Below are 12,375 nucleotides of genomic sequence, written 5' to 3'. Positions count from 1 at the left end.
CTTACATTAAGCGTTTCGGCAAGTGACAATTTTCTTTATATTCCGGGAGGTTTAATGATGAGAAAACGATTTCTATTTTCGCTTGCAAGTGTGCTCCTGCTCTCCACTCTGCTGCTTGCCGGGTGCAACTCAGGTAAAAGTACGGAAGGTTCGGGTAAGGTGACTCTCACGTTTGGAACAAGCCAATCCGGTATACCGCGTACAGGCATCATGCAAACGATGGCCAAGGAATATGAGCAGGAGACCGGTGTCAAAATTGATTTTCAGGTCGTACCTGACGCACAGTGGCGTGACCTGATCAAGGTAAAGCTGGCCTCTGGCGAAGCACCTGACATTTTCAATGTTGATGTGGACCCACTGAGCATGCCGGCTAACGTAAGACCAGAGGAAAATGCCATTGACCTAACCAATGAGGAATTCACAGGTCGGATGTCTGAAGAGATTTTGCCAACCGTCAGTCACAATGAAAAGGTGTATGGGGTTTCTTTTGCGCCAACGAAAATCTGGTATGTGTACTATAACAAACGTATCTTCCAAGAGCTCGGCATAGAGCCTCCTACATCCTATGCCGAATTCAAGGCGATCAGCCAGAAAATTAAGGATAAAGACATTATTCCGTTCTATCAGGCACCTGCCAGCGGGTGGTATCAGGTTCTGCCTTTGTTCGAAACGGGACCTAACTATGAGCAAACAACAGCGGGAACCTACGAGAAATTAAATAACAATGAGATGAAAGTCGCAGATATGACGCAACTCAAGACGGTCATTGAACAGTTAAAAGAATTTGCGGATCTCGGTTATTTCGGCAAAGACTTCTTGTCCAATACGGTAGAAGCGGGAATTGAAGCGTTTGGTCAGGAAAAAGCTGCTATGTTGCTTCGGGTTCCAGGGACGGAAAAGGAAGTTTCCGAAGCGTATCCGGCAATGAAAGACAATATGGGGTTCTTTGTCATGCCGTGGGGAGATAATCAGACGATTGGTGTGAATCCCGGCGGTTCAGCTGCCATGTTTGGTAACAAAAACAGTAAACATCCTGAAGAAGTGCTGAAATTCTTCCGCTGGATTACAGAGCATGATCATCTGCAACGTGTGTTCGATGAAGGTGAAGGCAATCTGACGATCTGCTGGCCGGAAATCGAACCTAAGCTGACACAGGACTATATTGATTATGAGAAAAATCATGAAAAAGGTACGGTCATGCAGGCCGCTGTGAAATATATTGATCCACAATGGATGGATATTGGCAAGGACTTGTCAGGCATGTTCGCTGGCGCAATGACACCGGATCAGATTTTGCAAAATATTGATAAACGTCGTGCTGAACAAGCCAAAGTGCTGAAAGATGAGAAGTGGCAGTAACAGCGCATATTTCAGATAAATATAAACGCTGAACAGTGTTACATGCAGCGGGCGTTTGCCCGCTCATGTATTTTGGCAGGAAGGAAAGGTGTTACCGGTTATGAATGCAAACAAAATCTATCCCTGGTATTTCTCATCTGGAGCGATTGTATTATATCTGCTGTTCATCGTTGCTCCCGCCCTGCTGGGCATCTATTATTCCTTCACTGACTGGAATAGTTATAGTTCGGAGAAGAACTTTATCGGTCTGGAGCATTTCCGCACTATTCTGGCGGGTGATCCGACCTATCTGCTTTTTATCAAAAACACAGTCCTCTTCACCCTGGTTACATCCATCGCCAAGACGGTTCTCGGCTTGTTTCTGGCCCTGCTGCTGGTCAGCGGTGTAAAGGCCGCGAATCTGCACCGGATGATCATCTTCTCCCCACAGGTGCTGTCGTTCCTGATTGTTGGGCTTGTGTTCAAAAGTCTGCTCGACCCAAACAACGGGTTCGTTAACGTAACCCTGCGTTCATTAGGGCTGGATGTTCTCGCCCAGAACTGGCTGGGCTCCCTAACCTGGGCCATGCCATCCATCATGGCAGTGGACACGTGGAAAGGCATGGGGTACATCATGGTGCTGTTCATCGCCGGACTGCTCGCCATCCCCCGGGATTATTACGAGGCAGCGTCCATTGACGGCGCCGGATTTGGGCAAAAGCTGTTCCGGATCACCATTCCGATGCTGATGCCTACCATTACCATCGCCACGGTACTCAATATTACGTATGGGCTGAGAGTATTCGATGCCGTATACGTGCTAACCAACGGTGGCCCCGGTAACGCAACAGATGTCATTAACACGGCTGTCTATTCCTCTTTTGCCAAAGGGTATTGGGGACTGGGGAGTGCGCTATCTACCATTCTGTTTGTCATCATGGCGATCATCTCCTTTTTCATCATTCGTTTGATGAACCGAAAGGTGGAATACTGACATGCGATTGAGAAAAAGATTGGCTTCGATCGGGTTAAATGCACTCGCTTGGCTGCTTAGCCTGGTGGTCTTGATTCCTTTTGTGGTCATTGTACTGAATTCATTCAAGTCGGACGCCGAGGCCAAAGTGCTGAAGCTGACGCTGCCCGAGAAGTTTATCTTCGAAAATTACAAAATTGTGTATGAACAGGGACATTTGGGCGGTTCTTTTTTCAACAGTCTGCTGCATTCCGGGGCCTCTTCCCTGTTATTAGTGTTTGTTGTGGCCTTCTCGGCCTTCACTTTATCCCGCAACCATTCGAGGCTCAGCAAGTTTCTATACTTCTTCCTGATTCTTGGTATCACCCTACCGCTTAACTACATACCGCTGATGGAAGTCATGAAGTCCATGGGTATGATCAATTCACATGTCGGCATGATTCTGCTCTACACCGCCATGGGGATTCCGATCTCACTGTTCATTACGTATGCGTTTGTGTCTAACATCCCGAAGGAGCTGGATGAAGCCGCGATCATGGACGGATGTAATGGAATCAAGCTGTTCCTGAGAATCATTGTACCTTTGTTAACCTCGGTGCTGGTAACGGTATTTGTTCTTAATTTCCTGAGTGTCTGGAATGAGTTTACTGCCCCACTCTATATGCTGAATACAGTGGAGATGTGGCCGATGACGCTGGCTGTATATAACTTCTTTGGACAATTCAGTGCCCAGTGGAATCTGGTCAGTGCCGATATCGTGCTCACGTCATTGCCTGTGTTGATTGTGTTCCTCATTGGGCAAAAGTATATTGTAGGAGGACTAACTTCAGGGGCGGTTAAAGGGTAAGCTCCACCGACAATCCAAATACACAAACACATCTTGTCTAAGTACATCTGCTGACTCCTCAGCACAAAAAAGCCCTTGTCTGCTCTCGTGTGAATAACTTCTTCGACCAGAAGAAGTATCACACGCTGCTGCGGACAAGGGCTTACGCTGTTGGATTCGAATTAATCGTGCGCCAATCCGCCAACATCGGATGGAGCCGCTATATCTGGGCTCTGCTCCAGAGATTTGATCATTTTCAAACGGGATGTGATTATTGCGATCAGAATAACAAACAGACCCGCGATGATAAACAGAAAGGCAATACCTCTGCCTGGCCCAGTTCCAATAATTTGACCAACAGACGAAGCCAGTGCTCCCCCCTCCATCAGCAACGGATTAAACACATGGTCGGCCAGAAATCCAGCCAAACTGTACGCGATAATAAACCCGAGTTGTGACAGAATACCAATGATTCCCCATACCCTGCCCTGCTTTTCGTTGGCGATATTGTTTCGCACCAGCACATCTGCGCTCATATTGACAAACGGCAGCGATGACAGGAACAGAAAACCTGCGAAGATAATAAAATAAATGTTGGTGGATATCCCCAGAAGCGAGAAGGACAAACCGCACAAAATCAGACCCATCACAAGCACACTTGCGTATCTCTTTGTTATTGTAAATATGCCGATGCATAAGCTGCTAATCAGCATGCCGATGGCGCTAACAGACTGAAACGTTCCAAGTGTCTTTGCATCCGTGAATGACAGAAGCATCGGACCAATGAGTGTCTCCAGGAATCCTAGATAAAAGGTGACAAGTGAAATAATCACCACCAGCAACAGTACTCCCTTGTTGGTTACAACTTCCCTCCAGCCCTCTTGCATATCGGTGATCCAGTTTTTGTCTTCTTGATCCTCTCGCTCCACCTTCATGCTCTTCCGAATAACCAGCACAGCTAGAATGGCAACCAGGAATGTCAGAATATTAATGACCAGAATGACTTCAATGGTTGTTATACTAAGCAGAATGCCCGCAATGATGGGTGAAAACAGAAACTTCGAGGATTCAGCCAGTTGTACAAGACCGCTTCCTTTCGAGAACTGATCCTTATCCAGTAGGTCCGTAGCAGAGGCCTTATATGCCGGGCTCTGCAGCGCGGAAAACACGGAACTAAAGGCCACTCCCACGTAGATATGCCATAATTGGATATCACCTGTGAGCATAATGGACAGAATGAAAATCAAACCGGCTGCCGACCCCAGGTCGCCGATAATCATCATCGTCCGACGGTCGAATCGGTCTGCCAATACACCTCCAATAGGTCGAAGCAGGATATTCGGCAGAAACGTGAATAAGGTAATCAATGCAACACTTGTTGCCGTATTCGTTTTTTCGAAGGCATACACCCCCAGGGAGAAGGCTGTCAGTCCAATCCCAATCATGGAGATGAGCTGACCGAACCATACTACCAGAAACTTTTTAAATGATTTTTGAACGGTATGTTCCATGGATGATACTCCTTTCTCGGCTAACCTTGATTCGGAAAATAAAGACGAGTGACGTAGGCGAAGCTTCCTTTTTCTGCTCCCAGCACACGTTCCATAATATGTGTGAATGCTTCAACCTTTTTTTGGAGTTCTTCCTCCTCCCATTGAAAGATGCCTCGATCCAGCAAAAATTGTGACGATACAAGCAGGAATTCGATGGATTCCTTTGGGTTAGGTGTATGAAATACCCCCTCCTGAATGCCCTGCTCTACCACCTCGGCCAAGATGGGACTTAATCGAATTACCGTCTCTACAAGACTCTTTTGGTGCATCTCCACATTATGAACACTGTGCAATTGCTCGATGAGATCATGTTTTCTGCCGTCTGGCTGATTCTGCGCCATCATGATGCGAAAAATTTTGTCATGGGCATTCAGTTTGGGATCGGACACCAAGTGCCTAGCCGATGCCTCCCCGCTCAGAATAAAACGCATAACGATGGCGTTCATAACCTCTTCCTTGGACTGAAAATAATAATAAAATGTACCCTTGGCAATGTTGCACGCCTGTAGGATATCCATGACCGTAGCTTTGGTATATCCCTTTGTTACAAACAGAATCTCGGCGGCATCCAAAATTTCATTCCTGCGTTCTTCCGGGTTTTTTATCAGTCTCATATCCTGGCCTCCGATACGTTCGACCGACTGTCGGTCTATTGTAGTCATGGAGTTCTTTTTTTAGAACCCCATTTCAGTCAACCATTGCGCCAAATGGCTTTCCCTTGTTTTCAGATCCTGACGCTCTCTTGCATATTTTCCAATATTTTTGTCTGCAACCAGCTTACCGTCCATCATAAACAGCACACGTTCAGATCTGGCAGCGACTTTCACATCATGGGTCACCAGCAGAATGGTTGTACCCGTTGCATTAATATCGCCCAGAATATCCATGATCTCATACGTTGATTTGGAATTCAGCGCCCCCGTTGGTTCATCGCCGAATAAAATATCTGGATTATTAATCAGCGCACGGCAGATGGCAATCCGTTGAAGCTGTCCGCCTGAGGCTTGGGTGATGTTATGCCCGGCCAGCTCATCAATCCCCATTTTTTTCATTAATGACATCGCCCGTGTATTAATCGTTTCTCTGCTGCTATTCTTGGCCAGATACGCGGAAAGTACGATATTGTCTAATAGATTCAGATTTTTGAGCAGATGAATATTTTGAAAGATGAACCCCATCTTGGTCAAACGTAGACTTGCCAGATCCCTCTCCTGAAATGCCGATATTTTTTTGCCATTAAAATAGACACTTCCAGCGCTAATCTGATCCATACCACTTATGTTGTACAGTAAGGTAGACTTACCTGAGCCAGATGGCCCCATGATGGAAACAAATTCTCCCTTTTTTAATTGAAGGTTGATATCTTTTAAGATGTTATGTTCTTCATTCTCGCCGATCGCTACGGATTTATTCACGTCTTTAGCCTCAAGTATAGTTGTCATCGTTGATCCTCCCTATTCGACAATCATTTTGGATATGCTCGTTTCCTTGATCGATTGGATGCTAATCCATGCTGTTAGTACAATCGTGCCTGCAAGTAACAATGGACATAAGATATATGCCTGTAACGGGTTAACAACAAAAACAATATTGGAAGCACCGAACGTCGACATAATGGCACTAACCAGCAACGGACCCAACGTATTCGACAATATCGTTCCAGTAACAACCCCTAAGATTAATATGACAAGTGACATCACGACATACTTGAACTTGATTTTAGACAAGGCAAACCCAAGGCTTCTTAGTACAGCAATGTCGTTGTTGTCCTTGGCTACTAACATCTGAAGGAACAGTGCTGTAATTAAAATAGATATGAAAACACCGATGACCAAGGCCAGCATCGTCACCAATTTCAATTGTTGGATGGTTCCGCCTAACGTCTGATCCAGATAACCTTGAAGATCGGTTACTTTGGCTGGCGAGAAAGCCGCCTCATATTCAGCAATTTTGGTAGCCATGTCCCCGCGATTATTCAGATCCAAACTGACCACGTACCACAACACACTATCCTTGTTGTAAGGTAATAAGGCCTTCGCCGTTTTGCCACCATTTGTAACGTCCTGGTATATTCCGCTGACCGTCATCATCTGGTCCTTGCCATTAACCAGCAAGGTAAGTTGCTCACCAGTCTTCAGGTGCAGCTCGCTACTGTTTGCATCAGATAACGCAATTTCATTCTCGGTTGTTGGCGCATTACCGCTAACATAAGACAATGGGAAAATACTGAAATCCCCAGTTTCTACACTCAGATTATCGTAACTTCCTTCCGCATTTTTAATCTTGAACTGGCTTGTCACCAATGGGGAATACGTTTTGATGTCTTTATCATTTTGGATCTGGGCAACCAGATTGTCATAACGCTGCTCCACATCATCTGTGTGCCTCAAGTCAATGCGAATATCACTTTGTCCAACACCCATATAAGAGATAAAACTTGGCGCCTGCAAAGTGTTCAGGAAATTGACCGGCACAATCATGATAAATGAACTGACTACAAAGACGAACAACAATAATCGGAACATCTTGATTCGCTGTATGACTTCCTTCAGACCAAGAAAGACAGGTACGGAAGACCAGCGATTGCGAGACAAACTGAGCCGGTTTCGAATGATCTGTGTATCTCCAAGGCTCCCGGTACGGAGAGCATCCACCGCGGAGATGGAACGAAAACGCCGCAGTACCGTTCGACAGAACAGAACAACCATGGCAAATATTATTCCAGCAGCTAATAACGGAATCGCGAAATGCAACAGGGTTGCAGGTGCTTTTCCCATATACAACATGATGTTGGAAACAAATAGTCTGTTAACGCCAAGTGATGCAATGTAACCAAGCACGGATGCAAATCCCGCCATAAATACATACTTCATCAGATATAGTCTCTTAATATCCTTCTCTGCGATCCCTATCGCTTTCATGACACTAATCTCACGATAATCCTCTTCGATGGTCGCAAGCATTGTGAATCGGATGCAAAGCATCGCGATCAGAATCAGTACAAGACTGACCAAAATAATAACGGCTGCAATAACTCCGTCGGTCATCGCATTCAGTACCTGGAACAGCCCATAGGTTACGACTGGACCCGCATTGGGAAGTCCGGCATTTTGGTAAGCCTGGGTAAATTCACTCGTCAGTCCGGGATCGGTCAACCGGAATTCAATGAGATACTCCATCTCTCCGATGCTCTGCTTCAATTCCTGCAAATTCCCATCACTCACAATAAAACGTTTGGAGTGCACAACCGATGGATTCATCTGAGCATCACGGACAAAATCAACGATGGTGTAAGAACGCTCAAATTGACCATTATCGATCCGAACCTGGTCGCCCACGCTCAATTTATTTTGCTGCATGTAATATACCGGAATCGCGATCTCGCCATCGTTAACCTGAATAATCTCACTGTCCAGATTCAACAAATAGTCGAAACCCTGATTCTGTGTAACAAAGTCAATGTCCATAACACTGTTCTTTTCGGACTCTGCTCCGAGAAACAGATTAGAGCCGTCAATGTTGACCATTTCCACAATCTGATGCTGCTGGACCATGGCATTTTCTTCAGCCCATGTGTTCACTTTGGCCTGATCGAGTTCTCCGGCATGCATTTGCACAAAGTGTGGTGTTTTGGATTCAGAAAATAGATATTGGATGGAACTCGTCAGTTCCATAATCATTCGTGACCCCGAAGATACCAGCAAGGCGGCCAGCAGCACAAAAATAAATAACGCAGCCGTAATCCCTTTTTTTCTCGTTATATCGTTTCTCAGCATTCGTAGCAGCATAAACGAACATGGCTCCTCTCATCTACAAGTTGTTCCTATTTATCTGGAGTCATAAAGCTTGTCAGACAATGCGCCACCGTTGAAGGTTGATGCATCATGAACATGTGAGCACCCTCTTTGATGGTTTGAAGCTTCATGGGTGTGTTAAAATATCGGCCCCATCTCAACGCTGATTGAAGGGTAACGGTACGATCTCGTTCTCCCCACAGATACAACACCGGCAATGAGAGCGGCTCATACTCAAGCGTTGCTGCAGATTCCAGCATCCTGAAATCCGCCCGGATGACGGGCAGAAAATAATTCAATAATTCTTTTTCGTGTATCAGTTCTTGCGGAAGAGCTTCATAGGAAAACAGATGATCAATCAGATTTCCGTCTGACATCCGATCATAATTCTGCATCCCGCATTCGTCAGGCGTGTTGCAGGCAGATAACACAAGCCGTAGCGTTTTAGCTACATCTGGACGTTCCTGACATAAGCGCTGCGCAACGAAGTAGGCTGTAATTCCTCCCAGACTATGTCCAAATAACAGACTGCCGGGCTGTATAACATCCAGCAGCTTGCTGGTATACAGTTCTACGAGTTGCTGCATATGCTCCAGGGGTCTTTCGGTGTTCAGACCATGACCCGGGGGCGTAAACGCCCAAATTTCCGTGTCAGGAAGGTAAGGCACTAGGGGCTGAAAACTGTTGGAGTTCCCACCGAGATAAGGAAAACAGACTATTTGTCTGTTTCCCTCCCCCTTTTGTAGCTGCTCCAAGTAGATCGGTTCCATCACTTATTCACCACCATAACCAGGCTTACTTTCTTTCCAGAACATATGCAGGGAATGTCTGAAGTGAAGTATCCACATTTTTACGCTTGAAGATGACATGTATGACAATAGCCGATATTACAAAAAAGAAGAATTGCATAATTTGAACTTGCGGATTAAAGTAGTACAAATCAATTTGACTTCCTGTGGCTACAAGCCAGAATGCAAGCAGATAAAACAGAAGTGTACCTTTGGTTGCATTGAAGATATAACTTTGGAACACGATAAATGCCATAAGCTGAACAACGTAGTATATGTAAGTGGTTGAGGTGCCAAAAGAGGAAATCAAGTATCCCGGAAGCACCCATAATCCGAACAACAGGCCGGTAATCAGACCACTTGTTATATTATTTTTTAACTTCCCTTGCAAGAATGGAAGCAAAAATCCGATCCAGCCAAACAGCCCACCAATCAGCCCCGTCTCCTTGATCAGATTCACAATCCCCAACCAGATCATTTCAGGTACACTATATGTCAACTCAGGGACCGGTATGCCGAATAACAAGGAACCAAAGTGCATTGTTGATGCAAAGATGATGGAAATTCCAATAATGAGCGGTATCCAGAACAGGTCCTGTCTGCGCGGAACCAGCTTCATAAACATTCCTTTTAATGCTTCCGTTCCGCCCATCACATAACATGTAATTAATCCGGCAATGGAAGGTGAATACAGAGCAACGATCGCAAGTGGATGCATCAGGGTTAACTCACCTGTTATGGGTACAATAAAATCCGCAAAGAACATGAACAAACTTGCGATTCCATAACATGTGCCAAAGGAAATTCCCAAAAACAAATACATATATTTGTTGGACGGGCTGGTTGCCGGACTTGTGACTGGACGAATGGATGCCTGATTAGCTGTAATCATAGTGCCGCCTCCTTCTCAGTCAACTTTCTCTCAATAAGATCATGCAAACGGTTAATTGTGCAGAAATTCGCCAAATCCAGATCTTCATTTGCTATCTCAATCTGGAATCTACGCTCTACAAAGTCCACCAAACGCATCGCAAAGAGCGAATTGACGAACCGCTGCTCAAAATAATTGTCATTATCATTAATCTGAGCGTCCTCATGATCCATGGTGAGGTTGTTCCCGATAAACTCCCGAATTTCCTGACGATAATCCACTGCCCTTCCCCCTTGTTATTGATGTTGCCCCTCGGGCACTAAAACCTCAATGTAGTCTGGAAACTCTACAGCCTGCTGCAAATCATGATGAAACAGTACTCTTCCTTCCTGATCTGCAGATTGCTGCTTGAAACCGGCAAAGCGATAGCTGATATTCATCATCCGGTTCCTTCCGGTATCCCTGAAGTCCGCAAGCATCTGTTTGCCCTGCTTCTGAGCTTCACGCATGATATACGTTAGCAGTACACTCCCTGCTCCCCTGGACATCACTCTGCAAGACATCAGAAGCATGTTTAGCCGCCATACTTTCTGCTGCATGTGAATAAGTGCAAGCCCAATTTTGCCATACGTCCCGTATTTGTCTTCGAGTTCACACACCAATAACATATGGTCCTGCGAGGTCATCAGTTGATGCAGCTCCTCGTAACTGTAGGTAATTCCGGTTGCATTTAGCTGATTGGTGCGAACGGTAAGTTCCTCTGCACGTTGAAGATCATCCTCAGTAGCCTCGTAGATGGAAAATTTCATGCCCAGCGTAGCCAGAAATTGTTCTGAAGGTCCTTCATACTGTTCCTCAGCCTGTTTACGGAGCGTATCCGCCTGATACATCTGCCTTCTGCACGCAGAGTCGGCTGTAATGAATCGGGGCATCAGCCTTGGGTCATCAAGCATGGTTTCATATTGATCCGCATGAAGTACCTGAATGTCAGCATGTACACTTTGCACTTCTTCCAGTTCAAAAGGTTGATCATCCACAAACAGAATGGCATCCATACCGATATTAATGTTCTGCTGAATCCGCTGAACAGAGACAGACTTCGCATCCCAATGGATTTCGGGATATAGAAAATATTCGGCGATGCCCAGTTCGTTTAGTTTCGTCCAAGCCAGCTCTGCATCATTTTTACTGGCAACAGAATGCAAAATACCTCGCTGGTCCAGTTTTTCAATCACCTCCTTTAAGCCCGGCTTCAGTTGCACATCTGCAGATTCAAGCAAAACTCCATCCCATATGGTGTGGTCCAGATCCCAAACGATGCATTTGATATCCTTGAGCTTTTCCATGGTCATGCCACCCTTCATCTTAGTAGGCATAGAATCCTTGACCCGTCTTCCGCCCCCACTGTCCTGCATCAACCATTTTCTGCAACATCGGACAGCATCGGAATTTGGGGTCCTGATAGCTGTCGTACAATACTTTCAATGAATGCACGACCGTATCCAGACCAATCAGATCCGCCGTCTCCAGCGGCCCCATCTGATAATTGAAGCCCTTCTTCATAATGGCGTCCACCTGCTCGGGTGTAGCGATTCCATCCTGTACAATGTACGCCGCTTCATTCATTAACAAGTGCGAGAGGCGATTAGAGACAAACCCAGGCAGATCCTCTATGACAACTGGACTTTTATCAAGAGTTTCCAAAAACGCTACCATCTCATGTTCCGTACCCTGCGTTGTATGATGTCCTTTGATCACCTCCACCATGGATTTAACGGGAACCGGATTCATCAGATGCACCCCAATGACTCGACCTGGGTCAGGCAAAAATGAAGCGAGCTTTGTCACGGAAATACAGCTTGTATTTAGCGCAAATAAAGCATCCGGACGAGCCGTGTGGTATAGTCGTGCGTAAACTTCCTTTTTCAACTCCAGGTTCTCGGTTACATTTTCAATAATGATACTTGCCTCTTCCACACCTTCATCTTGTGTCTGGAACGAGATTCGTTCCATGATCTGATCCAAGGGCACCTGACCGTACCCTTGCTTCAGGAAACAAGCTGAACGATATTCACGACGTATAACATCAGGGGCGTGTTCGATGACCGACGCCGAAATATCCTGCAAAATTACACGATAACCAGCCCTCGCGACATCCAGTGCCGTGGCGCATCCCATCACCCCTGCGCCAATGATTGCAATGAGTCGATTATGCATACCTAATCACCTCCG

12 protein-coding genes are annotated in these 12,375 nt (G+C 45.8%); 3 read left to right on the top strand and 9 right to left on the bottom strand.

From position 1 onward, the window contains the following. Positions 1-54 precede the first annotated feature (54 nt). The 3 genes from BLS69_RS02080 to BLS69_RS02070 all read left to right on the top strand — a co-directional run bounded on the left by BLS69_RS02080 (position 55) and on the right by BLS69_RS02070 (position 3,158). Positions 55-1,359: an ABC transporter substrate-binding protein gene (locus BLS69_RS02080; protein ID WP_256332210.1), complete on the top strand. Its 1,305-nt coding sequence runs from the start codon at positions 55-57 to the stop codon at positions 1,357-1,359. Positions 1,360-1,459: 100 nt separating this feature from the next. Next, positions 1,460-2,332: a carbohydrate ABC transporter permease gene (locus tag BLS69_RS02075; RefSeq protein WP_091028318.1), complete on the top strand. Its 873-nt coding sequence runs from the start codon at positions 1,460-1,462 to the stop codon at positions 2,330-2,332. 1 nt (position 2,333) lies between these two features. Next, on the top strand, positions 2,334-3,158 hold the full coding sequence (locus BLS69_RS02070; protein ID WP_036668529.1) for a carbohydrate ABC transporter permease: 825 nt from the start codon (positions 2,334-2,336) through the stop codon (positions 3,156-3,158). A gap of 161 nt (positions 3,159-3,319) precedes the next feature. On the opposite strand, the gene BLS69_RS02065 is transcribed toward BLS69_RS02070, so the two are convergent. Genes BLS69_RS02065 through BLS69_RS02025 form a run of 9 tightly spaced genes read right to left on the bottom strand, consistent with a single transcriptional unit; the run spans position 3,320 to position 12,360 of the window. Further along, on the bottom strand, positions 3,320-4,648 hold the full coding sequence (locus BLS69_RS02065; protein ID WP_091028315.1) for an MFS transporter: 1,329 nt from the start codon (positions 4,646-4,648) through the stop codon (positions 3,320-3,322). 20 nt (positions 4,649-4,668) lie between these two features. Continuing rightward, positions 4,669-5,304: a TetR/AcrR family transcriptional regulator gene (locus BLS69_RS02060; protein ID WP_091028312.1), complete on the bottom strand. Its 636-nt coding sequence runs from the start codon at positions 5,302-5,304 to the stop codon at positions 4,669-4,671. A gap of 60 nt (positions 5,305-5,364) precedes the next feature. Then, positions 5,365-6,132 (bottom strand): ABC transporter ATP-binding protein, encoded by a 768-nt coding sequence (locus tag BLS69_RS02055; RefSeq protein WP_091028310.1) that lies wholly within the window; start codon positions 6,130-6,132, stop codon positions 5,365-5,367. Between the two features lie 12 nt (positions 6,133-6,144). Beyond that, positions 6,145-8,478, bottom strand: coding sequence for an ABC transporter permease (locus BLS69_RS02050; protein ID WP_091028307.1), 2,334 nt, complete (start codon positions 8,476-8,478; stop codon positions 6,145-6,147). 35 nt (positions 8,479-8,513) lie between these two features. Beyond that, positions 8,514-9,254 (bottom strand): thioesterase II family protein, encoded by a 741-nt coding sequence (locus BLS69_RS02045; RefSeq protein ID WP_091028304.1) that lies wholly within the window; start codon positions 9,252-9,254, stop codon positions 8,514-8,516. Between the two features lie 25 nt (positions 9,255-9,279). After that, positions 9,280-10,164 (bottom strand): hypothetical protein, encoded by an 885-nt coding sequence (locus BLS69_RS32040; RefSeq protein WP_176872545.1) that lies wholly within the window; start codon positions 10,162-10,164, stop codon positions 9,280-9,282. Then, the gene (locus BLS69_RS02035; RefSeq protein ID WP_091028302.1) at positions 10,161-10,424 is read right to left on the bottom strand and encodes an acyl carrier protein; all 264 of its coding nucleotides are present in this window, start codon (positions 10,422-10,424) and stop codon (positions 10,161-10,163) included. The genes BLS69_RS32040 and BLS69_RS02035 overlap by 4 nt, the downstream gene beginning before the upstream one ends. A 15-nt stretch (positions 10,425-10,439) precedes the next feature. Further along, positions 10,440-11,489, bottom strand: a complete 1,050-nt coding sequence (locus tag BLS69_RS02030) for an HAD-IIIC family phosphatase (RefSeq protein WP_091034793.1) — start codon at positions 11,487-11,489, stop codon at positions 10,440-10,442. Between the two features lie 19 nt (positions 11,490-11,508). Then, the gene (locus BLS69_RS02025; protein WP_091013879.1) at positions 11,509-12,360 is read right to left on the bottom strand and encodes a 3-hydroxyacyl-CoA dehydrogenase family protein; all 852 of its coding nucleotides are present in this window, start codon (positions 12,358-12,360) and stop codon (positions 11,509-11,511) included. Between the last annotated feature and the right edge of the window lie 15 nt (positions 12,361-12,375).

It is taken from the genome of Paenibacillus sp. CF095 (assembly GCF_900101225.1).
Taxonomy (GTDB): Bacteria; Bacillota; Bacilli; order Paenibacillales; family Paenibacillaceae; genus Paenibacillus.
Note: the sequence above shows the minus strand (reverse complement) of the source record. Positions and strands in the feature narration are given on the sequence as shown.

Coding starts and splice junctions, on each gene's coding strand:
- BLS69_RS02080 (WP_256332210.1), top strand. CDS start 55: ATGATGAGAAAACGATTTCTATTTTCGCTTGCAAGTGTGCTCCTGCTC.
- BLS69_RS02075 (WP_091028318.1), top strand. CDS start 1,460: ATGAATGCAAACAAAATCTATCCCTGGTATTTCTCATCTGGAGCGATT.
- BLS69_RS02070 (WP_036668529.1), top strand. CDS start 2,334: ATGCGATTGAGAAAAAGATTGGCTTCGATCGGGTTAAATGCACTCGCT.
- BLS69_RS02065 (WP_091028315.1), bottom strand. CDS start 4,648: ATGGAACATACCGTTCAAAAATCATTTAAAAAGTTTCTGGTAGTATGG.
- BLS69_RS02060 (WP_091028312.1), bottom strand. CDS start 5,304: ATGAGACTGATAAAAAACCCGGAAGAACGCAGGAATGAAATTTTGGAT.
- BLS69_RS02055 (WP_091028310.1), bottom strand. CDS start 6,132: ATGACAACTATACTTGAGGCTAAAGACGTGAATAAATCCGTAGCGATC.
- BLS69_RS02050 (WP_091028307.1), bottom strand. CDS start 8,478: ATGCTGCTACGAATGCTGAGAAACGATATAACGAGAAAAAAAGGGATT.
- BLS69_RS02045 (WP_091028304.1), bottom strand. CDS start 9,254: ATGGAACCGATCTACTTGGAGCAGCTACAAAAGGGGGAGGGAAACAGA.
- BLS69_RS32040 (WP_176872545.1), bottom strand. CDS start 10,164: ATGATTACAGCTAATCAGGCATCCATTCGTCCAGTCACAAGTCCGGCA.
- BLS69_RS02030 (WP_091034793.1), bottom strand. CDS start 11,489: ATGGAAAAGCTCAAGGATATCAAATGCATCGTTTGGGATCTGGACCAC.
- BLS69_RS02025 (WP_091013879.1), bottom strand. CDS start 12,360: ATGCATAATCGACTCATTGCAATCATTGGCGCAGGGGTGATGGGATGC.